The sequence below is a fragment of the Rhizobium sp. SRI_017 genome, from assembly GCF_057586295.1.
Genome location: NZ_JBYCZP010000005.1, coordinates 145,909 through 169,404 on the forward strand (window position 1 = coordinate 145,909; position 23,496 = coordinate 169,404).

21 protein-coding genes are annotated in these 23,496 nt (G+C 61.0%); 15 read left to right on the forward strand and 6 right to left on the reverse strand.

Translation table 11 applies throughout. The features are described from left to right. Nucleotides 1–74: 74 nt before the first annotated feature. Both AC2YI2_RS13440 and AC2YI2_RS13445 read right to left on the reverse strand, forming a co-directional pair. The gene (locus AC2YI2_RS13440; protein WP_487386982.1) at nucleotides 75–1,553 is read right to left on the reverse strand and encodes an NAD-dependent succinate-semialdehyde dehydrogenase; all 1,479 of its coding nucleotides are present in this window, start codon (nucleotides 1,551–1,553) and stop codon (nucleotides 75–77) included. Between the two features lie 3 nt (nucleotides 1,554–1,556). Further along, nucleotides 1,557–2,840, reverse strand: a complete 1,284-nt coding sequence (locus tag AC2YI2_RS13445) for a 4-aminobutyrate--2-oxoglutarate transaminase (RefSeq protein WP_487386983.1) — start codon at nucleotides 2,838–2,840, stop codon at nucleotides 1,557–1,559. A gap of 145 nt (nucleotides 2,841–2,985) precedes the next feature. Between AC2YI2_RS13445 and AC2YI2_RS13450 the strand changes: the two genes are divergently transcribed. From AC2YI2_RS13450 to AC2YI2_RS13460, 3 genes are all read left to right on the forward strand, one after another. Beyond that, complete coding sequence (locus tag AC2YI2_RS13450; protein ID WP_487386984.1) at nucleotides 2,986–3,810, forward strand: MerR family transcriptional regulator; 825 nt, start codon at nucleotides 2,986–2,988, stop codon at nucleotides 3,808–3,810. Nucleotides 3,811–3,918: 108 nt separating this feature from the next. After that, complete coding sequence (locus AC2YI2_RS13455; RefSeq protein WP_487386985.1) at nucleotides 3,919–4,494, forward strand: hypothetical protein; 576 nt, start codon at nucleotides 3,919–3,921, stop codon at nucleotides 4,492–4,494. Between the two features lie 292 nt (nucleotides 4,495–4,786). Beyond that, nucleotides 4,787–5,200 (forward strand): DUF982 domain-containing protein, encoded by a 414-nt coding sequence (locus AC2YI2_RS13460; RefSeq protein WP_487386986.1) that lies wholly within the window; start codon nucleotides 4,787–4,789, stop codon nucleotides 5,198–5,200. On the opposite strand, the gene AC2YI2_RS13465 is transcribed toward AC2YI2_RS13460, so the two are convergent. Then, nucleotides 5,145–5,744, reverse strand: a complete 600-nt coding sequence (locus AC2YI2_RS13465; protein ID WP_487386987.1) for a GNAT family N-acetyltransferase — start codon at nucleotides 5,742–5,744, stop codon at nucleotides 5,145–5,147. The two genes, AC2YI2_RS13460 and AC2YI2_RS13465, sit on opposite strands and share 56 nt — an antisense overlap. 87 nt (nucleotides 5,745–5,831) lie before the next feature. After that, complete coding sequence (odc2, locus tag AC2YI2_RS13470; RefSeq protein ID WP_487386988.1) at nucleotides 5,832–6,965, reverse strand: ornithine/lysine decarboxylase; 1,134 nt, start codon at nucleotides 6,963–6,965, stop codon at nucleotides 5,832–5,834. A 601-nt stretch (nucleotides 6,966–7,566) separates the two neighbouring features. Here odc2 and AC2YI2_RS13475 point away from each other — a divergent pair. From AC2YI2_RS13475 to xylA, 7 genes are all read left to right on the forward strand, one after another. Then, complete coding sequence (locus tag AC2YI2_RS13475; protein WP_487386989.1) at nucleotides 7,567–8,460, forward strand: LysR family transcriptional regulator; 894 nt, start codon at nucleotides 7,567–7,569, stop codon at nucleotides 8,458–8,460. A gap of 86 nt (nucleotides 8,461–8,546) precedes the next feature. Continuing rightward, on the forward strand, nucleotides 8,547–9,191 hold the full coding sequence (locus AC2YI2_RS13480; RefSeq protein WP_487386990.1) for a DUF1007 family protein: 645 nt from the start codon (nucleotides 8,547–8,549) through the stop codon (nucleotides 9,189–9,191). A 212-nt stretch (nucleotides 9,192–9,403) separates the two neighbouring features. Then, the gene (locus AC2YI2_RS13485; RefSeq protein WP_487387245.1) at nucleotides 9,404–10,486 is read left to right on the forward strand and encodes a nickel/cobalt transporter; all 1,083 of its coding nucleotides are present in this window, start codon (nucleotides 9,404–9,406) and stop codon (nucleotides 10,484–10,486) included. A gap of 75 nt (nucleotides 10,487–10,561) precedes the next feature. Continuing rightward, entirely contained in the window at nucleotides 10,562–11,068 is a 507-nt protein-coding gene (locus AC2YI2_RS13490) for a DUF1993 domain-containing protein (RefSeq protein WP_487386991.1), read from the forward strand. Between the two features lie 87 nt (nucleotides 11,069–11,155). Beyond that, the gene (locus AC2YI2_RS13495; RefSeq protein ID WP_487386992.1) at nucleotides 11,156–12,184 is read left to right on the forward strand and encodes a LacI family DNA-binding transcriptional regulator; all 1,029 of its coding nucleotides are present in this window, start codon (nucleotides 11,156–11,158) and stop codon (nucleotides 12,182–12,184) included. An 18-nt stretch (nucleotides 12,185–12,202) separates the two neighbouring features. Continuing rightward, nucleotides 12,203–13,654, forward strand: a complete 1,452-nt coding sequence (xylB, locus tag AC2YI2_RS13500) for a xylulokinase (RefSeq protein ID WP_487386993.1) — start codon at nucleotides 12,203–12,205, stop codon at nucleotides 13,652–13,654. A 266-nt stretch (nucleotides 13,655–13,920) separates the two neighbouring features. Next, entirely contained in the window at nucleotides 13,921–15,228 is a 1,308-nt protein-coding gene (xylA, locus tag AC2YI2_RS13505; protein ID WP_487386994.1) for a xylose isomerase, read from the forward strand. Between the two features lie 78 nt (nucleotides 15,229–15,306). Here xylA and AC2YI2_RS13510 read toward each other — a convergent pair whose 3' ends face one another. Next, nucleotides 15,307–15,957 carry a hypothetical protein gene (locus AC2YI2_RS13510; protein ID WP_487386995.1) on the reverse strand — a complete coding sequence of 217 codons (651 nt, stop codon included), beginning with the start codon at nucleotides 15,955–15,957 and terminating at the stop codon, nucleotides 15,307–15,309. 10 nt (nucleotides 15,958–15,967) lie between these two features. Beyond that, a complete protein-coding gene (locus tag AC2YI2_RS13515; RefSeq protein ID WP_487386996.1) occupies nucleotides 15,968–16,999 on the reverse strand; it encodes a LacI family DNA-binding transcriptional regulator in 1,032 nt (343 codons plus the stop codon). Nucleotides 17,000–17,167: 168 nt separating this feature from the next. Here AC2YI2_RS13515 and AC2YI2_RS13520 point away from each other — a divergent pair, with 168 nt between their 5' ends. The 5 genes from AC2YI2_RS13520 to AC2YI2_RS13540 all read left to right on the forward strand — a co-directional run bounded on the left by AC2YI2_RS13520 (nucleotide 17,168) and on the right by AC2YI2_RS13540 (nucleotide 23,386). Beyond that, nucleotides 17,168–18,691, forward strand: a complete 1,524-nt coding sequence (locus AC2YI2_RS13520; protein ID WP_487386997.1) for a sugar ABC transporter ATP-binding protein — start codon at nucleotides 17,168–17,170, stop codon at nucleotides 18,689–18,691. Nucleotides 18,692–18,757: 66 nt separating this feature from the next. Beyond that, nucleotides 18,758–19,768, forward strand: a complete 1,011-nt coding sequence (locus AC2YI2_RS13525) for an ABC transporter permease (RefSeq protein WP_487386998.1) — start codon at nucleotides 18,758–18,760, stop codon at nucleotides 19,766–19,768. Between the two features lie 69 nt (nucleotides 19,769–19,837). Next, nucleotides 19,838–20,782: a substrate-binding domain-containing protein gene (locus tag AC2YI2_RS13530; RefSeq protein WP_487386999.1), complete on the forward strand. Its 945-nt coding sequence runs from the start codon at nucleotides 19,838–19,840 to the stop codon at nucleotides 20,780–20,782. Between the two features lie 154 nt (nucleotides 20,783–20,936). Continuing rightward, the gene (locus AC2YI2_RS13535; RefSeq protein ID WP_487387000.1) at nucleotides 20,937–21,989 is read left to right on the forward strand and encodes a sugar phosphate isomerase/epimerase family protein; all 1,053 of its coding nucleotides are present in this window, start codon (nucleotides 20,937–20,939) and stop codon (nucleotides 21,987–21,989) included. A gap of 221 nt (nucleotides 21,990–22,210) precedes the next feature. Continuing rightward, nucleotides 22,211–23,386: a Gfo/Idh/MocA family protein gene (locus AC2YI2_RS13540; RefSeq protein ID WP_487387001.1), complete on the forward strand. Its 1,176-nt coding sequence runs from the start codon at nucleotides 22,211–22,213 to the stop codon at nucleotides 23,384–23,386. Nucleotides 23,387–23,496: the final 110 nt, after the last annotated feature.

Genomic DNA, 23,496 nt, shown 5'->3' on the forward strand with positions numbered 1-23,496 from the left:
TGCCTTTGACATCCCAAATGAAGAAGGCCGCAGGATCACTCCCGCGGCCTTCTCAATCATTTGCGGCCTGGAGCTCAAATGCTCAAGCACAAATACTTGATCTCGATATAGTCCTCGATGCCGTATTTCGAACCTTCGCGGCCCTGGCCGGACTGCTTGATGCCGCCGAAGGGGGCGACTTCGGTGGAGATCAGGCCGGTATTGATGCCGACCATGCCGTATTCAAGCGCCTCGGCGACCCGGAAGATCTTGGACATGTCCTTCGAGTAGAAATAGGAGGCGAGGCCGAATTCGGTGTTGTTGGCCATCTCGATCACCTGCTCTTCGGTGTCGAACTTGAACAGCGGCGCGACCGGGCCGAAGGTCTCTTCGCGGGCTACCATCATCTCGGTGGTGACGCCGGTGAGGATCGTCGGCTGAAAGAACAGGCCGCCCTTCGCATCCGGCTTGCCGCCGACGGCGACCTTGGCGCCCTTCTCCAGAGCGTCGGCAATGTGCTCCTCGACCTTGTCGACGGCAGCCCGCGTGATCAGCGGCCCGGCATTCACGCCGGCTTCAAAGCCGTCGCCGACCTTCATGGCGCCGACCCTCGCGGCCAGCTTTTCCGCGAAGGCGTCATAGACGCCTGACTGGACATAGAGGCGGTTGGCGCAGACGCAGGTCTGGCCGTTGTTGCGGTACTTGGAGACCATCGCGCCTTCGACCGCCGCATCGAGATCGGCATCATCGAAGACGATGAAGGGCGCGTTGCCGCCGAGTTCGAGCCCGAGCTTCATGATCTGATCGGCACCCTGGCGCATCAGGATCTTGCCGACGCCGGTCGAACCGGTGAAGGTCAGCTTGCGCACCTTGTCATTCTCGGTGAATTCCTTGCCGATCGAGGGCGAGTCCTTCGAGGTGATGACGTTGAAGATGCCGGCGGGCAGACCGGCACGTTCGGCGAGCAGCGCCAGCGACAGCGCGGACAGCGGGGTTTCGGCAGCGGGCTTCGACACCATGGCGCAACCGGCGGCCACCGCCGGCGCGAACTTGCGGGCCAGCATGGCGTTGGGGAAGTTCCACGGCGTGATCGCGGCGACGACGCCGATGGGCTGCTTGATGACGATGATGCGCTTGTCGGGCTGGTGGCCGGGGATCGTGTCGCCATAGACGCGCTTGGCTTCCTCGCCGAACCATTCGACGTAAGCAGCGCCATAGAGGATTTCGCCCTTGGCTTCAGCCAGCGGCTTGCCCATTTCGATGGTCAGGATCGCGGCGAGGTCGTCAGCATTGGCGACCATCAGGTCATAGAGCTTGCGGAGAACGGCGGCACGTTCCTTGCCGGTCTTCCTGGCCCATTCCTTCTGGGCCTTGTAGGCGGCATCGATGGCGCGGCTGGTTTCGGCACGATTCATGTCGGGCAAGGTGGCGATGACGTCGCCATTGGCAGGATTGGTGACGTCGAAGGTCTTGCCGCTATCGCTCTTGGCAACCCATTCGCCGGCGACAAGCGCCTTATCGGTGACCAGCGAGGGGTCCTTGAGCTTGGAAAGAAGAGACTGGGAAATAGTCATGGGTCAGGCTGCCTCTTTGGCGCATTCGCGCAGGGCTTCTTCGAGGATGTCCATCGCTTCTGCAAAGACATTGTCCTGGATGGTGATCGGCGCCAGGAAGCGGATGACATTGCCGTAGACGCCGCAGGTCAGCAGGATCAGGCCCTTGGCCAATGCCTTCTCGCGCACCTTGTTGGTGAAGTCGGCATTGGGGTTCTTGGTGCCCGGCAGGTTGAACTCGACGGCGTTCATGAAGCCGAGGCCCCTGATGTCGGCGATCTGCGGTACATCAGAGATCAGCGACTGCAGGCGCTGCTTGAGCCGGTTGCCGAGGAACTCGGCACGTTCGTTGAGCTTCTCTTCCTCGATCACGTCGAGCACAGCGTTTCCAGCGGCGATGCCGATCGGGTTGCCGCCATAGGTGCCGCCGAGGCCGCCGGGGCCAGGCGCGTCCATGATTTCGGCGCGGCCGGTGACGGCTGCGATCGGGAAGCCGCCGCCGAGGCCCTTGGCCATGGTGGTGATGTCGGCGACGACGCCGTAGTGCTCCATGGCGAACAGCTTGCCGGTGCGGGCAAAGCCGGTCTGCACCTCGTCGGCGATCAGCAGGATGCCATGCTTGTCGGCGATTTCGCGGAGCTTGGCCATAAAGGCACGCGGCACTTCATAAAAGCCACCTTCGCCCTGCACTGGTTCGACGATGAAAGCTGCGACGCGGTTCGGATCGACATCGGCCTTGAACAGCTTGTCGAGAACGGAGAGCGAGTCCTCGATCGAGGTGCCATGCAGTTCGACCGGGAAGGGGACGTGGAAGACGTCGGGCATCATCGCGCCGAAGCCGGCCTTGTAGGGGACGACCTTGCCGGTCAGCGTCATGCCCATGAAGGTGCGGCCATGGAAGGCGCCCGAGAAGGCGATAACCGCGGAGCGGTTGGTGGCGGCACGGGCGATCTTGATCGCGTTCTCGACGGCTTCGGCACCTGTGGTCACGAAGATCGTCTTCTTCTTGAAATTGCCGGGCACGGCGTTGTTCAGGCGCTCGGCGAGGCGGACATAGTTCTCGTAAGGCACGACCTGGTGGCAGGTGTGGGTGAAGTGATCGAGCTGATCCTTGACGGCCGCGATCACCTTCGGGTGGCGGTGACCTGTGTTGACGACGGCAATGCCGGCCGCGAAGTCGATGTAGCGGCGCCCTTCGACGTCCCAGATCTCGGAGTTTTCTGCCCTGTCAGCATAGATCTGTGTCGTGACGCCGACGCCGCGCGAGATCGCATCGGTACGGCGGGCTGCAACTTCGTTGTTCAGCATGGAACTGCCCTCGTGAGAATGGATGGATATTGCCTGCGGAACGCTCCTCCCGAGGCTTCGAAAATATTCTTTGCATTTTTTCTGTAGAGTTGCAATATGGCTTTCATGAAAATCCCAAGCGTCGAAGTGGGCCGGAAATCGCGTGATGGATGACAGGGTTCGCTACAAGATCGCGGAAGCCGCGCGCATGGCGGGCGTGTCACCCTCGACCCTGCGGCTCTGGGAAAGCCAGGGCCTGATCGAGCCTGTCCGCACCGAGTCCGGCCAGCGTCTTTATGAGGCGTCGCATGTCGAGCGGCTGAAGCGTGTAAGCTGGCTTCGGACCAGCAAAGGGCTCAATCCGGCGGCAATACGCCAGGCGATGCGCGCGGAGGAGCACGAGCATCAGCCGGAATCCTCCGGAGAGATAGAGCCGCTCACAGGTGAGAAGACGATCGGCCCCAAGCTTCGCCATCTCCGCCGCGAAATGGGTTGCACACTGGAGAAGGTCGCGGAGAAGACCGGCATCGCCGTGTCGCTGCTCTCGACATTCGAGCGAACGTCACAGGGGCTGTCCTTCAAGGCGTTGCACGATCTCGCCGAATTCTGCGGCACCACCATCCCGGTTCTGACCGGTCAGGCGGAAGCGAACGAACGGGAGTCGCTGGTGCGGAACGGCGAATGGACTTCGTGGCCGCCGACATCTTCTGGCGTGACCGTGCAGAACCTCACCACCGATCGTCGTCAGATGGAATGCCATCGCTTCCAGCTCGGGCCGGGCGCGTCCAGCGAGGGCGCCTATAGTCACGACGGTGAGGAATTTCTCCACGTGCTCATGGGCAGCATGGAAATCATTCTCGATGGGGACCAGTTCTTCGAGCTCAAGGAAGGCGACTCCTTTTACTTCGAAAGCCGTCGCCCCCACAGCTGGCGCAATAGTCATGACGGTGAGACCGTGCTGATCTGGGTGAATACGCCGCCGACGTTCTGACGCGATGACCGGCGATAGCGCCCGCGGCCGCGGCGACACCAGGCGATCTCAACCTACTTGAAATACGCTATATGGCTGCGATACTCCGCCCGAGGAGCCCGTGCCATCATGCGTGAGTTTCGAATTCTCGCTGTGTTGCTGATGCTGTCACTGCTGCTTGCCAGTGCGGGGCCGGCCGACGATGGTCGCTGGTATGCAGGAAACTATTCTTTCTCCGATGAACTTGGCGGCTTCCGCATACTTTCGATAAGAGGTACGGGGACAAAAGCCGATCCGGTCGAAATCGTCGAAGAGTTCTATTCGGCAGATCCTGTAACGCTGGTGATCAGAGCCATCCATCGCTTGCCGGTCTCGCAGGCCGGCACCTTGCATTTTCGCGTCGTGGTTCAGAACAGGAGCGGGTTGGCCTGGATCGAGTTCGTGTTCGAGCTTCAGGAAACTCGTGGCAAGCCGAGCGACTTCTATGACGGCCTGTCGTTTGCTCAAGCCAATCCCGATCCCGGGCTCCTTTCATCCGATCGGTTTGCCACAGTCGAGAGCCGCTTCGAGAGTTTCGACAGCCTCCGCTTCAGCAATGGTCACACTGATCCGCTCAAGCAGGTGCAGTTCGGCTTTTTCATAACCGACCTCACGCCCGTCGACGAGTTCTACCTTTTGCAGGATCCGCGCGTACCATTCTCGTGATGGCCTGCGGGCATGAAAGCCGGCCGCACAACTGGCGCAACAGTTTTGGCAGCGAGACCGTGCTGGTCTGGGCAAATACACTGCACATATTCTGATCGGGTTGAACAGTTCCCGCAACGAGTTCGCTGAGCATATCTGCATTGTCCAACAAGCCGGAAGCGGGCGCATTCTCGCGTCCGTACGAAATGTGACAAACGATCTATTTTGTCTGTTCTTGCCGTAAGTCAATCTTTGACTTATGGAAGTAATAATCTTCAGGCAAGTTTGAATAACTACCCGTAGTGCGGAGTTGATGGGTGGCGATATGGACTATTGGGAAAAGATCGTTGTTCTCAGGATGAATGATACGGCGCCGAAGAGGCTTGCCATCAAGAATTCCAGAGATGCTGCGCGTGTATTGTTGAAATCATGGCCGACCAAAGAAGGCATGAGCTATCGCCGGGCGGTGCTCAATTGCTCCGCGGCCGTCCACGGCCGGGTGCCGCAGGATCTCGCCCAATGGTCCTTCATCGTCGCGGCCATGGAAGCCACCTTGTCCTACGAAATCATCGACCGGCTCGACACGGAGATCGCCGATGTCTGCCAGCAGTTGCTTGCCGAGGACATGTTGCTGCAGGAGCCGACGGCTCCTGCAGACAAAATGGCGAGCTCTAAGCCGCCTTTTTGGTGGCCGAAACGGCAAGCTTCCGGCCCGTCGGCACAATGATGCCGGCTGCGCCCTCGAGCCAGCCTTCCTTGAGTTCGAGGCCGAGAAGGCGGTGGCGCTCGAAGGGGCCTGGCATCATCAGTGTGGCGGTCTTCTCAGCCGCAAAACCGAAGCGCTCGTAGTAGGGCGCATCGCCCACCAGCAGGATTGCGCCATGGCCGAGCCTCTTGGCTTCGAGCATGGCCGCGCGCATCAGTGCTGCGCCGATGCCTTTGCCTTCATGGGCGGAGTCGACAGCAAGCGGACCGAGCAGCAGCGCCGGCACGGCGCGGCCCCCCGGCGTGATGCCGGCCTGGATGTCCCAGAGGCGAACCGTGCCGATCAGATGGCCGGCCTCGTCGCGGGCGACCAGCGCCAGGCCTTCGGCCGGAATGTGGTCGCGGCGGATCGCTTCCGATGACTTCTTGCGGCGCATCGGACCCATGGCGGCGTCGAGCAGGCGCTCGCGGGCCAGCACGTCGCCGGGATTTTCCCGGTCGATGCGGAAGGCGATTTCGGTTTTCGGCGCAAAGAGCGCACGGACAGAATCAAGAACAGCGGCCATCTTGGCCTCCCGTACCCAATACCGTGATAAGCGGTGATGAATCGAATTGTGAAAGTGCCGCCCCGGCTGGTTACGGGGCTGGCGAAATTAGATCACGTAGGCCTTGAGCGGCTCGAAGCCGTTGAAGGCGACGGCCGAGTAGGTCGTCGTGTAGGCGCCAGTGCCTTCGATCAGAACTTCGTCGCCGATCGTCAGTGTGAGCGGCAGCGGATACATGTTCTTCTCGTACATCACGTCGGCCGAGTCGCAGGTCGGGCCGGCCAGAACGACAGGCTCCATGGCGTCGCCGTCACGCTCGGTGCGGATCGGGTAGCGGATCGCCTCGTCCATGGTCTCGGCGAGGCCGCCGAACTTGCCGATGTCGAGGAACACCCAGCGATGGGCATCCTTGTCCGACTTCTTCGAGATCAGCACGACTTCCGTCTTGATGACGCCCGCATTGCCGACCATGCCGCGGCCCGGCTCGATGATGGTTTCCGGAATGTGATTGCCGAAATGCTTCTTGAGCGAGGCGAAGATCGCGCGGCCATAGGCCTCGGAGGACGGGATGTCCTTGAGGTACTTGGTCGGAAAACCGCCACCCAAATTGACCATCTTGAGCTCTATGCCCTGCTTGGCGAGCGACACGAAGACGCGCTTGGCATCGGCAAGTGCCGAATCCCAGGCATCGACCTTGGTCATCTGCGAACCGACATGGAACGAGACGCCATAGGAGACGAGGCCGAGCTGATGGGCATAGACGAGCACGTCGACGGCCATCTGGGGCACGCAGCCGAACTTGCGGGAAAGCGGCCATTCGGCGCCTTCGCCATCGGTGAGCACGCGGCAGAACACACGGGCGCCGGGGGCGGAACGCGCGATCTTCTCGACTTCCTCATGGCAATCGACCGCGAAGAGGTTGATGCCGAGTGCATGCGCACGGGCGACATCGCGCTCCTTCTTGATCGTGTTGCCGAAGGAGATGCGAGATGGCGTTGCACCGGCGTCGAGCGCCATTTCGATTTCGGCCACGGAGGCGCAATCGAAGTTGGAGCCCATGCCGGCGAGCAGCTTGAGGATTTCAGGCGCCGGGTTGGCCTTGACGGCATAGTAGATCATGCTGTCCGGCAAGGCGTGGCGGAAAGCCTTGAAATTGTCCTTGACGACATCGAGGTCGACCACGAGGCAGGGACCGTCGGGACGTCGGGTTGCGAGGAAATCGCGGATGCGCTGAGTCGTCATGGCATTACCCTTCCAAAGTCAAATCGCGGGCGTCGCGTCAGCCGGGTTCAAACGGCGTGATCGCTAGGCCAATTGGCAAAACCCCGGAAAACCGGAGAGCAAAACTGGGTGACGGCATTGCGTTCCGGCGCCAGCCGGTGGAGACCCCGGCGCCAAAACGTGAAAGCCATCACGCGGCTTTTTGAACCAACGCCACGACATGGCGGGGGTTCAGATTTTCTGCCTTAGATTGGAGGGTTGTCCCAACCGCACTTTTGGCAATGAGGGTGTGCCTCTTCAGAAACACCGGCTGATGGAAAGCCGGCCGAGACCAGAAAGGCCCGCACCGTCGTTGCTTCAGATGTCCTCGCATTTTCCGGTTGGCCGGAATAGCGACTGGAGCGGTTAGTTCCAGGTACCTTACCGATGACCTCACCTTAGGGACAAGTCCCAGTTCGAGGGTCGGCGGACACCCATGGGCACGTGCGACATTGGGCAAGCGCTGAGATAGGGATATTCGCTGTCATAATCAAGAATTTTTTTGCCCCCTGCCAGATTTTTTTCCCCCGTGTTAAGACACTGGCGGGACGAAGCTTTCGTTGATTTTTCAGATCGGGATTTCATGGATACCCTGACCAGGATGCGGGCCTTCATCGATGTGGTTGATGCAGAAGGCTATTCGGCCGCCGCGCGCAAGATGGGGCGCTCCAAGGCGCTGCTTTCCAAGTATGTGAAAGAACTCGAGGACGAACTCGGCGCGCTGTTGCTCAATCGCACGACTCGCCAGTTTTCTCTCACCGAGGCGGGCCATACCTATTACCGCCAGTCCTCCGACATTCTCAAGGAGATCGATAATCTCGCCGATCTGGTCCGCGAAGGCGCGACCGACCTCAAGGGTCGAATCAAGGTTTCGGTACCGCGGTCCTTCGTCGATGCCGATATCGGCCGGTCGCTGGTCGATTTTTCCGTCGAGCATCCCGACATCACGCTTGAGATCGTTGCAGAAGATCGTTTCGTCGACCTTATCGAGGAAGGTTTCGATGTCGCGATCCGGATCACCAAGCTTGAGGATTCCGGCATGATCGCCCGCAAGCTCTGTGATTTCGGGATGTTCTGCTTCGTCTCACCCGCGGTGCTCGAGAAATACGGGCCGATCAAGGCGCCGGCCGATCTGGCAAAAGTCCCCTGCATTGTCGATACCAACAGCCGCTTCAACAACAACTGGCGCTTCGAGGGGCCAGACGGCATCAGCCAGACCGTGACGGTCTATGGCCCGATCGAAGTCAATTCGCCGATCGCCTGCACGCGCGCGGCACTTGCCGGGCTTGGCGTGGCCATGATCCCCGATTTCGTCGCCAAGCCGAAGACCGAATGTGGCGAACTCATCACCATTCTCGACGAATATGTCCCCAAGGGCGGCGGCATCTATGCCATCTATCCGCACCGCCGCTACCTGCCCGCCAAGGTGCGGCGTTTCGTCGACTTCCTCAGCGGCTGGTTCAAGAAGAATGTCTGACGCCATTCGCAACGCGTAGAGTCACGCGGATATCGGAATTTCGACTCATTTGTCTTCCAGGAAAAAGCGGATTTCAGGGAAAATCGATGAACAGCTTCAAGACAATCCTGTCGGTCGCCGCCCTGGCAATGCTGGCGCCCGCTCCTGCAATGGCCCATCCGCATGTCTTTGCGGATGCGCGGCTCGAAGTGGTCGCCGGCGCCGACGGTGCGATTCAGGAGCTGCACAATGTCTGGCGCTTCGACGACGTCTTCTCGTCGCAGGTGCTGCTCGATTTCGACAAGAACACCAATCTTGTACTCGACCAGGATGAACTCGAGGAGATCGGCAAGACGGTTCGCAACTCGCTCGAGGAGTTCGGCTATTACACGACGCTGACGCTGGACGGCAAATCGGTCGCGGTGGCCAAACCCGATGTGATCAATGTCGATTTCAAGGATGGCCAGCTCCTGATGTTCTTCGCCGTCAAGCCGGCAACGCCGATGCCGCTCAAGGGCAAGCTGACCTTCGGCGTCTATGATCCGACGCTCTATGCCTCGATCGACTTCCCCTCCGATCAGGATCTCGTGCTGATGGGTGACTTCAAGGCTTGCAAGCATGTCGTTGTGCGACCTGACGCCGATACGGTGATCGCCGAGAACCAGTCGAACCTCACTGATGCCTTCTTCAACGATCCCACCGGCACGGACATGTCAAAGCTCTTCGCCACGCGCATGGAGGTGACCTGCTGATGGTTGAGAATTTGGCTCACCCCCCTCTGCCCTGCCGGGCATCTCCCCTTCACGGGGGGAGATCCGTCAGCGGTGCCCTCACCAAACAAAGCAACCATCGAGTTCCCCGTGTCCCCCGTCTCTGTGGGCGGCAAAAGCGCTCCATCGAATCTCCCCCCTTGAGGGGGAGATGGCCGGCAGGCCAGAGGGGGGTGACTCTCCTCGCTGCCCTCATGCTCTTCCTGGCAACTGCCACCATCGTGCATGCCCAGACCTCGCTCGGCCTCGGCAATGCCGAGCCCGGCGCCGGCCCCTCGACTTTCGTCATGCATTATTTGCCTTGGCTGCAGCCGGTCATTTCCTTCATCAATGCCAAGCAGCAGGAATTCTACCGCGCGCTGACGGCCGCGCTGAAGGGCATGAAGACCGATACCTGGCAGCTCTGGTGGCTGGTGGGCATTTCTTTCCTCTACGGCATTTTCCACGCCGCCGGCCCCGGCCATGGCAAGGCGGTGATTTCGGCCTATATGATCGCCAACGAGACCGAGCTGAAGCGGGGCGTGCTGATCTCTTTCATGTCGGCTTTCCTGCAAGGGGGTACCGCACTCCTGGTCACCGGGGCGGGCTTCCTGGTGCTGCGCGGCACCGTGTTCACGATGAACGATGCCACCAAGTGGCTTGAAGTCGCATCTTTCGCGGCGATCATGGTGTTCGGCCTTTATCTGCTCTATCGCAAGACACGCAGCCTCTTCCGCCGGCCGCTCCTGAATTTCGGGACGCCGGAGCTGGCGCTCGCGGGCGGCGGGCACCATATGCATGACCACGATCAACATGATCACGACCATAGTCACCAACATCACCATGGGCACCTTCACAATCATGGTCACGACCACGGTCATTCGCATGCCCATGCCGATGCCCACGCGTATTCAGGCGAGATCTGCGAGGTCTGCGGCCATTCCCATGCGCCCACGCCGGATCTCGTGGCGGGCGAGACTTTCTCTCTGACCGATGCCTGGAGCGCGATTGTCGCCGTCGGCCTGCGTCCCTGCACCGGCGCACTTTTCGTTCTGACCTTCTCATTTCTCAACGGCCTCTATCTCGGCGGGCTGCTTTCGGTCTTCGCCATGTCGCTCGGCACAGCGATCACCGTCTCGATCCTTGCGACGCTTTCGGTGGTCGCCAAGGATTTCGCCTTGAAATTCATGAATTCCGGTAGCGGAAAAATGCGACTAGCCAATGCGATAGAGATCGCCGGCGCACTCGTCGTGACGTTCTTCGGCTTCACCTTCCTGATGGCTTCACTGCAGGCGTGAGGATTATTTGCCTGGCGGCGTGGTAATGCCGGCGGCGCGACGCACATAGAGGAGGTCACTTGTCAGGAGACTTCCATGGCCGTTTCGCTTCATTCCGTCGCTATTCTTTCCATTCTTCCGCGCTTCAAGGGCCTCAAGGCGGCCCTCGATCAGGCCGAGGCATTCGCCACCGAGCGCAACATCGATCCCTCCGTCCTGCTCACCGCGCGCCTTTTCCCCGACATGGCTCCCCTGAAGGGGCAGGTGCAACTTGCATCAGACCACGCCAAAGGCGCGTTCTACCGCACCGCCGGCCTCGAAAATCCGTCGCTTGCCGATACCGAGCAGACCTTCGCCGAACTCCATGCCCGCATCGACAAGACGGTCGAGCTGATCGATGCGGTGACGCCAGAGCAGATGAACGGCCGCGAGGCCGAGCAGGTCGAACTCAAATTCCGCACCGGTGCCATGCAGTTCAGCACACATGATTACCTGATCGGCTTTGCGTTGCCGAACTTCTATTTCCATGTCACCACCGCCTACGATATCCTCCGCCACAACGGCCTGACGCTCGGCAAGAGCCTCTATATGGGTCGCGTCTGATACCTTCCTCAGCTTAGCCCGCTGAGGAAAAATTTCTGATTTACGTACCTCAATTTCTCCTGTAGAAGACCGCTACGGGAGGAATTGATGCGGCCAACAGTCCATGACATCGCCGAAACGGCGGGCGTGAGCCTTGCGACGGTCGACCGGGTGCTCAACCGACGCCCCGGCGTCAAGGCCGCAACGCGCGAGCGCGTCGAGCAGGCAATCCGAAAGATCGGCTTCGTCCGCGACATGGCAGCGGCGAACCTCGCCAAGGGCCGCACCTATCCGTTGGTCTTCGTCATTCCGCGCGGCAACAATTCTTTCATGGAAGGCCTCAAGTTCGAGGTAGAGCAGGCAATCGCCCGCTCAGGCCACGAGCGCACCCGCATCACGATCAGGGAAGTGCCGCGTTTCGATGGCGCGTCTCTGGCGGCGACGCTGGACAAGCTCGCCGCTGATCCACCGGCCGGCATTGCGGTCGTCGCCGTCGATCACCCCATGGTGCATGACGCAATCTCCCGGCTCAAGGATTGTGGCGTGGCGATCGTCACACTGGTCTCGGACCTGCCCGGTTCGGCTCGCGATCATTTCGCCGGCGTGGACAACATCGCCGCTGGCCGCACCGCCGGCAGCCTGATGGGCCGTTTCCTCGCGGGGCGCGGCGGCAAGGTCGCGGTCGTCGCGGGCTCGATGCTGGTCGGCGACCATCGCGACCGTCTTGAAGGTTTCCGCAAAAGCCTCGGCGAACTCAATGCCAAACTCGAAATCCTTCCGGTCATGGAAGGCCAGGACGATCCCGATCAGGTCCATGGCCTCGTCTCCGAATGCCTGTGCCGCGAAAGCCAACTGGCCGGCATCTACAGCCTGGGCGCAGGCAATCGCGGCCTGATCCGTGCGCTCAAGAATATGCCGGTCATGGAAAGCCGGCCGATCGTGATCGCCCACGAGCTGACGCCGCATACGCGCGTTGCGCTGCAATCCGGCCTCATCGATGCGGTATTGAACCAGGATGCTGGCCACGAAGTGCGCAGCGCCATCCGCGTGCTCAAGGCGCGAGCCGACGGCATCGACGTTATCGATGGGCAGGAGCGCATCCGCATCGATATTTTTCTCAAGGACAATCTGCCGTGAAAGGCGAGGGAGGTTAATATGTATCTGGGGCTCGATCTTGGCACATCAGGCGTCAAGGCCATGCTTATGGATGGTGATCAGAAGATCATCGGCGCGGGCCATGGTACGCTCGATGTCTCCCGCCCGCATTCCGGCTGGTCGGAACAAGCGCCTGCAGACTGGATTCGCGCGACCGAGGATGCGATCGCTGAATTGAAGGCGAGCCATCCAAGGGAACTGGCAGCGGTCAAGGGCATCGGTCTGTCGGGCCAGATGCATGGCGCGACGCTGCTTGATGGTGCGGACCAAGTGCTGCGCCCCTGCATGCTATGGAACGACACCCGCAGCTTCAAGGAAGCCGCCGAACTCGATGCCGATCCGCGCTTCCGCAAACTGACTGGCAATATCGTGTTCCCGGGCTTTACGGCGCCGAAGGTGGTTTGGGTGAAGAACAACGAGCCGGACACCTTTGCCAAGGTGCGCAAGGTGCTCCTGCCAAAGGATTATCTGCGTCTCTGGCTCTCTGGCGAACATATTTCGGAAATGTCGGACTCTGCCGGCACCAGCTGGCTCGACACGGGAAAACGCGAATGGTCGTCTGATCTTCTGGCCGCGACCGGCCTCGACGAGAGCCACATGCCCTCGCTTGTCGAAGGCACCGACAGCGCCGGTATCCTGCGCGGTGAACTTGCTTCGAAGTGGGGCATGGGTTCCGGTGTCGTCGTCGCCGGTGGCGCGGGCGACAATGCGGCCTCGGCCTGCGGTATGGGTACGGTCAGCGAGGGCAATGCCTTCGTTTCGCTCGGCACGTCCGGTGTGCTCTTCGCCGCCAATGCGAAGTACCTGCCGAAGCCGGAAAGCGCCGTCCATGCCTTCTGCCACGCGCTGCCCAACACCTGGCACCAGATGGGTGTGATCCTGTCGGCTACCGATGCGCTCAACTGGTATTCCGGCATTGCCGGCAAGTCGGCCGCCGATCTCACCGGGGAACTCGGTAACGACCTCAAGGCTCCGACCTCGGTCACTTTCCTGCCCTATCTCTCAGGCGAGCGTACGCCGCACAATGATGCCAGGATCCGCGGCGTGTTCACCGGCCTTGGTCATGAATCGTCGCGCGCAGTCCTCACCCAGGCGGTGCTCGAAGGCGTAACCTTCGCCATCCGCGACAATCTCGAAGCACTGAAGAGCGCCGGCACGTCGATCTCCCGCGTCACTGCGGTCGGCGGCGGTTCGCGGTCGAGATACTGGCTGAAGTCGATCGCCACCTCTCTCGGCGTACCCGTCGATATCCCGCAGGACGGCGATTTCGGTGCCGCTTTCGGTGCCGCCCGCCTTGGCCTGATCGCCGCCACCGGCGCCGATCCGGTGAAGGTCTGCACGGCCCCCAAGACCGAAGAGACCATCGAACCGGCCAAGGACCTGACCTCGGCCTACGAAGAGGCCTATGCGCGGTATCGGAAGACCTATCCGGTGATTTCAGCGCTCAACTAAGGACCGGCAATGCTCGGCGCATGGTACCCCCCTCTGTCCTGCCGGACATCTCCCCCTCAAGGGGGGAGATCGGCCGGCGGCATGCGCATCGCCCCGATTGGCAGCTTGGCAAATGGCACGTTGGTAGCGGTTGGGCGGCAACGGTTCTCCATCGGATCTCCCCCCTTGAGGGGGAGATCCCCGGTAGGGCAGAGGGGGGTAAAGCCCAGGCCTCTCCGATCCTTTCTCATTTCACCAAATCCCCGATAACACCTAGAGGAGACCCCATGTCCACCGGCTTTTTCGGCAATATCGAGAAGATCAAATACGATCCCAATTCCACGAGCCCGCTCGCGTTCCGCCACTACAATCCCGATGAAGTGGTGATGGGCAAGCGCATGGCGGATCACCTTCGCTTCGCCATTGCCTATTGGCACACTCTTGTCTGGCCGGGCACCGATCCGTTCGGTGGCAACACATTCGAGCGTCCTTGGTTCAAAAACACGATGGATGCGGCCAAGCTCAAGGCCGATGTCGCCTTCGAATTCTTCTCGCTGCTCGGCACGCCCTACTACTGCTTCCATGATGCCGACGTGCGTCCGGAAGGCAAGAATTTCGCCGAGAACACCAGGAATCTCAACGAGATCGTCGATTACTTCGCCGAGAAGCAGGCGGCGACCGGCGTCAAGCTTCTCTGGGGCACGGCCAACATGTTCTCGAACCGCCGCTACATGTCGGGTGCGGCGACCAATCCCGATCCTGATGTATTCGCATTCGCTGCGGCGACGGTGAAGACCTGCATCGACGCCACGCAAAAGCTCGGTGGCGAGAACTACGTGCTGTGGGGCGGCCGCGAAGGCTACGAGACGCTGCTCAACACCGATCTCAAGAAGGAACTGGACCATATGGGCCGCTTCCTGCAGATGGTAGTCGAGTACAAGCACAAGATCGGTTTCAAGGGCGCGATCCTGATCGAGCCGAAGCCGCAGGAGCCGTCCAAGCACCAGTACGACTACGACGTTGCGACCGTCTACGGCTTCCTCAAGAAGTACGGCCTTGAAAACGAAGTGAAGCTCAACATCGAGCAGGGCCATGCCATCCTCGCCGGCCACACCTTCGAGCATGAACTGTCGCTCGCCCGCACGCTCGGCATTTTCGGCTCGATCGATATGAACCGCAATGACTACCAGTCCGGTTGGGACACCGATCAGTTCCCGAACAATGTGCCGGAAATGGCGCTGGCCTATTATGAAGTCCTGCAGGCGGGCGGGTTCACCACCGGCGGCACCAATTTCGACGCCAAGCTGCGCCGCCAGTCGATCGAACCGGAAGACCTGCTGATCGGCCATATCGGCGGCATCGATTGCTGCGCCCGCGGCCTAAAGGCCGCGGCCAAGATGGTCGAGGAAAAGGCCCTGTCGGGTCCGTTGGCCGATCGTTATGCCGGCTGGGACAAGCCTGAAGCCAAGGCGATGCTCGACAAGTCCTCGTCGCTCGAAAGCATTGCTGCGATGGTTGAGTCCAAGGATATCAATCCGCAGCCGAAGTCGGGCCGGCAGGAGTTGCTCGAAAACGTGGTTAATCGCTACGTCTGATAAGCCATGGACTGGAAAGGCCGGTGAGAGCGATTTTCCCGGCCTTTTTCTGACCTCGCTATTCCTTCAAGGTAGAGTTCAGTGCTTGGCTGCAGCAGCCGTCGTGAGCCACTCCACGGCCAGATCGTTGAACGACTTTCCCGGCTTTCCGAACCCACCACTAAGTCCCTGCGATTGTCCGTGCCGGGCGACTTCAAGCGCTTCGGCATGACGATGCAATGCGATCAAGGTGCAGATGACGCTGGATTGATACGAACCATTATCACCGCTTCGTTCCGTGCATGTCTGCAGGAATTTCTCGGTGGTCAGCGTCGTCTCAATCATTTGAAGTTGAAGATCAGCGACCTCCAAGATTTTCGCTGCCATCGCCCCAGCGCCGCCGGCTTCGGGCAAGTCACCGGTCCAGAACTCCGGAGGCCAGCAAGTCCAAGCGCCATTTGAACGGTATGACAAAGGTGCATCCGCTGTGTCAGGAGAGAAAATCTCCCAGAAGACCGGATCGATCGCCATCGGCTTGACATCTATCGCCACCGTGCTGACCCCAGGTTTCATGTGCACGGACGGCTTCGCCGTTACGAACCATCCGCCGCTCGCCCGATAAAGACCGCCCTGTATTGACCCCCATTTGGTGCCCCGACGAACGTCTCTCACTGCCTTTGCCAACTCACGATCGAGCGTATGACGAGCCTTGATATCTTCTCTCGTCATTCCATCCTTGCGCTTTGGCATTTGCGGAATCCTACCGCTTCAGCCACTGCCGCGACGGCGCCGATACCGAATTCCGCACCACCAGATCCGGCACCAGAAGGATCTCCGTCTCAGGCGGCTCGCCGCCCCCTAGCAGATCCAGCAGCAGCGCCATGGCATGCCGGCCGATCAGCGTGCGCGGCTGGCGGATCGTCGTCAGCGACGGCTGCATGTAGACCGCCTGCGGCACGTCGTCGAAGCCGGTGATCGAGAAGTCGCGGGGAATGTCGTAGCCGCGGGCGATCAGCCCGAGCATGACGCCGAGCGCCGTCTGGTCGTTGACGCACATGAAGGCGGTCGGCAGCGTGTCGCGCATGAAGAGCTGTTCGATCGCCAGCCTGCCGCTTTCGATCGTGCCATCGCCCTCGAGCACGATACGGAGATCGGGTGAGATGCCAGCCGCGTCGAGCCCTGCTTCATAACCCATGCGCCGGCGGCCATAGGCGAGGCGCGTACGGGAGTCGCCGATGAAGGCGATCTTGCTATGGCCCTCGGCGATCAACAGGTCGACCGCCTTGCGGGCGCCGGCGATGTCGTCGACGCCGACATAGGGAATACCGCCATTGTAGACCGGCTCGAAGACGCCGACGCAGGGCGGCAGGCGGGCGGTCATGGCCTGGTGGCCGAAGGGCAGGATGCCGGTGAACAGGATCAGTCCCGCCGCCTGGTTCGAGTTCAGGAACTTCAGATATTCGAGGCCGCGCTGGGCGTCATTCTGGGTGTGGCCGATCAGGATGCCATAGCCATGCGACCGTGCCTCGTTCTCCAGACCGACAAGAATGTTGGAGAAGTTCGGGTCACCGATGTCGGGAGCCACCACGAGAATCATGTTCGACCGACCGAGCCGCAGGCTGCGCGCCATGGCATTGGTCGTATAGCCCGTGATGGCGATCGCCTGGTTGACCTTTAGGCGCGTCGAGTTCGCGACCTTCTCGGGATTATGGATCGCGCGTGAAACCGTCGCGATCGACACTTCGGCGATGCGGGCGACGTCTTCGATCGTGGCGGGTGCGGAATTCGTCACTAAGCTTCTGCCTGATCCCCTGATGGGGCGACACTACGGGAGACTTGCGGGGAGGTCAAAGGCCGACCCCGAACAATTCAGTGATTTCAGGCAATGTAAACCTTTACATTATGCATGTAAAGGTTTACACGATCATCATGCAGTGGGTGAGCTGCGGGGAGGAATTCAATGGAATCGGCGCCAGCCCTTGATGGTGAGACCGTGCTGTCCGCAAGGCGGATCAGTAAGTCGTTCAACGGCGTCCAGGTTCTTTTCAGTGTCAATTTCGATCTGAGGAAGGGCGAGATTCATGCCCTGATGGGTGAGAACGGCGCCGGCAAATCCACCCTCGTCAAAATCCTTTCCGGCTTCGAACAGCCGAGCTCCGGCGAGATTCTGCTCGACGGCGAGCCAATCAGGCTGCCGGCCAATGGTGCGGCGGAAGCGCTCGGCATCGTCATCATCCATCAGGAATTCAACCTCGCCGAACATCTGACCGTCACCGAGAGCCTGTTCCTCGGCCGCGAGGTCACGCGCTTCGGCATCCTCGACCGCAACTTCATGCGAGCGGAAACGCGGAAGGCGCTTGATACGCTGGGTTCGCATGTCGATGAGAATGCGCTGATCAGCTCGCTGCCCGTCGCCGACAAGCAGATGGTCGAGATTGCCAAGGCGATCAGCCGCGATGCGCGCGTCGTCTTCATGGACGAGCCAACGGCGGTGCTGTCACGTGAAGAGGCCCGCATGCTGTTCGAGCAGGTCCGCAAGCTGCGCGACAGCGGCACAAGCTTCGTCTTCGTCTCCCACAAGCTCGATGAAGTCATGGAACTCACCGATCGTGTCACCGTGCTGCGTGACGGCCAATGGGTGAAGACGGCGCCCACAAAAATCCTCGATGGCGAGGCGATCGCCCAGCTGATGGTCGGCCGCGAGCTTTCGAGCCTCTATCCGGCCAAGTCGGAGCCCGATGTCGATGAGAAGGTCGTGCTGTCGGTCCGCAATGTCTCGACCGGCTTCGTCAAGAATGCGAGCTTCGAGATCCGCAAAGGCGAGATCCTCGGCTTTTCCGGACTGATCGGTTCCGGTCGTACCGAACTCATGGAGGCCGTCGTCGGCTTGCGCGCCCGACAGGGCGAGGTCTTCGTGCGTGGCGAGCCGCTTGTGGCGCATGACCTGCATGCCGCCAATGCCGTCGGTCTCGGCTACATGACCAAGGACCGCAAGGCCAAGGGCCTGCTGCTCAATTCCGGCCTGATGGCCAATCTCACGCTGCAGTCGCTCGGCCAGCATTCGCGCTATGGCTATCTCGATCCGAAGAGTGAAACCGAGGCACTGGTGCGCGCCAAGCGCCGCTTCGACATCCGCGTGCGCGATGCGGGTGTCGTCGCCGGTCGCATGTCCGGGGGCAATCAACAGAAGCTGCTGCTCGCCAAGGTCATGGAAACCGAGCCCCAGATCATCATCATCGACGAGCCGACGCGCGGCATCGATGTCGGCACCAAGCAGCAGATCTATCATTTCATCTCAGCGCTCGCCCGCGAGGGTCGGTCAATCATCGTCGTGTCGTCCGAATTGCCCGAGGTCATCGGCCTCTGCGCGAGAATCTGCGTGATGCGGGAAGGTCGGATCGTCGGCATGCTCGAGGGCGAGGAGATCTCCGAACAGGAGATCATGCGCTATTCGGCGGGGCTGAAGAAGCAGGAGACGGCGTGACCGGCAGGTCGCGCTACGTGAGAGTCCGGATGCCCTCGGGGCAGGGTAGGGGAGGCTGTAGTGGCAATGACCATCAATGACGAAAGCAAGGCGACTGGCAGGTCGCGGCGAAGCTGGCGGGATGTCGATCTCCGTGCCGTCGCGCCATTTGCGGCGCTGCTGTTGCTGCTCATCGTCGGCGCAATGGTGAACCCCAATTTCATCGGGATCACCAACCTCGCCAATGTCGCCACGCGCAGTGCCTTCATCGCCATTATCGCCGTTGGCGCGACCTTTGTGATCTCGTCGGGTGATCTCGACCTCTCTGTCGGATCGATGGTTGCGTTCGTCGCGAGCCTGATGATTCTCTTCATGAATTCGGGCGTCATCGCCGATCCGCTGCTGCTGCTGCTGACCTCGATGGTGCTGACGGTTGCCATCGGCGCCGCTTGTGGTCTCGCCAACGGTCTGATCACCACGCTCGGCAAGATCGAGCCGTTCATCGCGACCCTCGGCACGATGGGCATATATCGCGGCCTCACGACCTGGCTGTCTCAGGGTGGCGCGATCACGCTGCGCGAGCCGGCGATCCAGGAGCTCTATCGTCCTGTCTATTTCGGCTATATCCTCGGCGTGCCGGTGCCGATCGTCGTCATCTTCCTGGTGACGCTCATCGCCGCCTTCATCCTCTATCGTACACGCTATGGCCGGCATGTCGTGGCCGTCGGCTCGAATCGCGATGTCGCGCGCTACTCCGGCATCCATGTCGATCGCGTCCGCACCATTGCCTTCGTGATCCAGGGTCTCTGCGTAGCGGTCGCCGTGCTGCTTTATGTGCCGCGCCTCGGCTCGACTTCGGCGACGACTGGCATCCTTTGGGAATTGCAGGCGATCACCGCGGTCGTGGTTGGTGGCACGGCGCTCAAGGGCGGGGCGGGGCGCGTCTGGGGAACCATCTGCGGCGCGTTCATTCTCGAACTGGTGGGCAACATCATGCTGCTCTCCAATTTCATCAGCGAATATCTGATCAGCACCATCCAGGGCTCGATCATCATCATTGCGATGCTCGTCCAGCGCACGCTGTCGCGACGATCGTGAGAAAGGGAGCCGGGCCTGCGGGTGGCCCGGTTCCAGGAGTTCGGACCCGCATTTCACAGGGAGTGAGAAATGCTTAGGAAACTCGTGGGCGCCGCCTTCATCGCGGCAGCTCTGACCAGCTCTGCGCTTGCGCAGGACACCAAGACAATCGGCGTGTCGATCCCGGCTGCCGACCATGGCTGGACCGCAGGCGTCGTCTATCACGCCGAGCGCGTCGCTGAATTGATCCGCAAGGAACATCCGGGCGCCAATGTCATCGTCAAGACCTCGCCCGATCCGGCAAGCCAGGCCAATGCGGTGCAGGACCTCGCCGTCCAGGGTCTCGATGCGCTTGTCATCCTGCCGACCGATCCGGATCAGCTGGTCAACGCGATCAAGGAAGTCAAGGCCAAGGGCACGTTCGTCACCATCGTCGACCGCGCGCCGTCCGTGATGGACGATTCCGTGCGTGACCTCTACGTCGCCGGCAACAACCCGGCACTCGGCCAGACCGCCGGCGAATATATCAAGGCCAACACGCCGGACGCACAGGTCGTCGTTATCCGCGGCATGCCGATTCCGATCGACCAGCAGCGCCAGGACGGTTTCGACAAGGGCATCGAAGGTTCGAACATCAAGGTTCTCGACCGCCAGTTCGGCAACTGGAACCGCGACGACGCCTTCAAGGTGATGCAGGACTACCTGACCAAATATCCGAAGATCGATGTGGTCTGGTGCCAGGACGACGACATGGCCGTCGGCGTGCTGCAGGCGATCGAACAGGCCGGCCGTACCGACATCCAATATGTCATCGCGGGTGCAGGCTCCAAGGACATGGTCAAGCGCGTCATGGACGGCGACAAGATGATCCCGGTCGACGTTCTCTATCCGCCGGCAATGGTCGGCACGGCGATGGAACTCACCGCCGCTGCGATCTTCAACCAGGTCCCGGTCCACGGCACCTACACGCTGGATGCAACCCTGATCACCAAGGAAAATGCAGCCAACTACTACTTCCCGGACTCGCCGTTCTGATCCCCGGATCTGATCGATCAGTCTGAAAGTAAGCGATCTGCCCGGTCAGCCGGGCAGATTTCCTGTTTCGAACAAAGCGGCCGGTTGTCTGGCCATCGGATTTTTGATTAAACGTTTCCGGCAACGTTGCAGAAGCGTCTCAGGGAGGAAAGAGATGAAGACGATCAAGGGGCCAGCCCTGTTCCTGGCGCAGTTCGCGGGTGACGCGGCGCCGTTCAATTCCTGGAAATCCATCACCAAATGGGCCGGCGATATCGGCTACAAGGGCGTGCAGGTTCCCTCATGGGACGGTCGCCTGATCGACCTCAAGAAGGCTGCGGCGTCGAAGGATTATTGCGACGAATTTGCCGGCGTGGCGCGCGAAAATGGCGTGGAGGTCACCGAGCTTTCCACGCATCTGCAGGGCCAGCTCGTGGCCGTCCATCCCGCCTATGACGAGCCTTTCGACGGTTTCGCGGCGCCGGAAGTGCGCGGCAATCCGAAGGCGCGTCAGGAATGGGCGGTCGAACAGGTGAAGCTGGCGCTCACCGCCTCCAAGCATCTCGGCCTCAATGCGATGGCGACCTTCTCCGGCGCGCTCGCCTGGCCTTTCCTCTATCCCTGGCCGCAGCGCCCGGCCGGCCTTGTCGAGACCGCCTTCGATGAGCTTGCCAAGCGCTGGAAGCCGATCCTCGATCATGCCGATGCCAACGGCGTCGATGTCTGCTACGAGATCCATCCCGGCGAAGACCTGCACGACGGGATCACCTACGAGATGTTCCTCGAGCGCACCGGCAACCATGCCCGTGCCAACCTGCTCTATGATCCCTCGCACTATCTGCTGCAGTGCCTGGATTATCTCGATCACATCGACATCTATCACGAGCGGATCAAGATGTTCCACGTCAAGGATGCCGAGTTCAACCCGACCGGCCGCCAGGGCGTCTATTCGGGCTTCCAGTCCTGGGTCAACCGCGCCGGCCGCTTCCGCTCACTCGGCGATGGCCAGGTCGATTTCGGCGCGATCTTCTCCAAGATGGCCGCCAACGATTTCGCCGGCTGGGCTGTCGTCGAATGGGAATGCTGCCTGAAGCACCCGGAAGACGGCGCGCGCGAAGGCGCTGAATTCGTCAAGCACCACATCATCCGCGTCACCGAGAAGGCCTTCGACGATTTTGCCGGTGGCGGTACGGACGAGGCCGCCAACCGGCGGCTGCTCGGGATCTAATTGAATTAAGCATACCCCCCTCTGCCCTGCCGGGCATCTCCCCCTCAAGGGGGGAGATTTGCAGGTAGCGCCCGACTGCTCCATTTCAAAGGCCGCAAACTGAGGAACGGACGGTGCGATTGGCGGTGACTGTGCCACATCGAATCTCCCCCCATGAGGGGGAGATGTCCGGCAGGACAGAGGGGGGTATACTCCACACTCGACGTACAAGGGAGAACCCAATGGCAATCGAAGGAACAACGGCAACGTTCGAACCCCGCATCAAGCTCGGCATGGTCGGCGGCGGTTCCGGCGCCTTTATCGGCGCGGTGCATCGCATCGCCGCCCGCATCGACGACAAGTATGAACTGGTGGCGGGCGCGCTGTCTTCAACCCTGGAGAAGTCGCGCCAGTCGGGTGCCGAACTTGGCCTCGATCCGTCGCGCACCTATGACGACTTCAAGTCGATGGCGATCCGCGAGGCCAAGCTCAAGAACGGCATCGAGGCGGTGGCGATCGTCACGCCGAACCACATGCATTACCCGGCCGCCAAGGAATTCCTGCGTCGTGGCATTCATGTGATCTGCGACAAGCCGCTGACCTCGAATCTCGCCGACGCCAAGAAGCTTCTGAAGATCGCCGAGGAGTCCGATGCGCTCTTCGTGCTGACGCACAATTATACCGGCTATCCGATGGTGCGGCAGGCCCGCGCCATGATCGCCTCGGGCGCCCTCGGCGAGATTCGCCTCATCCAGGCTGAATATCCGCAGGATTGGCTCGCCGAGCCGATCGAGCAGACCGGCCAGAAGCAGGCCGCCTGGCGCACTGACCCCAAGCAGTCGGGCGCTGGTGGTTCCACCGGCGATATCGGCACCCATGCCTATAACCTCGCCTGCTTCGTCACCGGCCTCGAACTCGACGAACTCGCAGCCGACGTCCACACCTTCGTCAAGGGCCGCCAGCTCGACGACAACGCCCATGTGATGATGCGCTTCAAGGGCGGCGCCAAAGGCATGCTGTGGTGCAGCCAGGTGGCGACCGGCCATGAGAATGGCCTCAAGCTGCGCGTCTATGGCACCAAGGGCGGCATCGAATGGGTGCAGGCCGATCCGAACTATCTGTGGTTCACCGAACTCGGCAAGACGCGCCAGCTGATTACCCGCAACGGCGCCGGTTCCGGCCCGGATGCGGCACGCGTCAGCCGCATTCCCTCGGGCCATCCGGAAGGCTATCTCGAAGGCTTTGCCACCATCTACACCGAAGCCGCCAAGGCGATCATCGCCAAGCGCAACGGCAAAAAGGTCGACAAGGATGTGATCTACCCGACCGTCCAGGACGGCGTGAAGGGTGTGGCTTTCGTCGAAGCCTGCATCGCGTCTTCCAAGCGCAACGGTGCCTGGGTCAAGGCGCAAGCCTAGTCGCGATATGCTGCCGCATCGGCCCGCCCGGTCATTTGGCCGCGGCGGGCTTTTGCATCGCTTTCGATCACAGAATCTAAACTGTAACGTTACAGATTTGAAAATTTCAG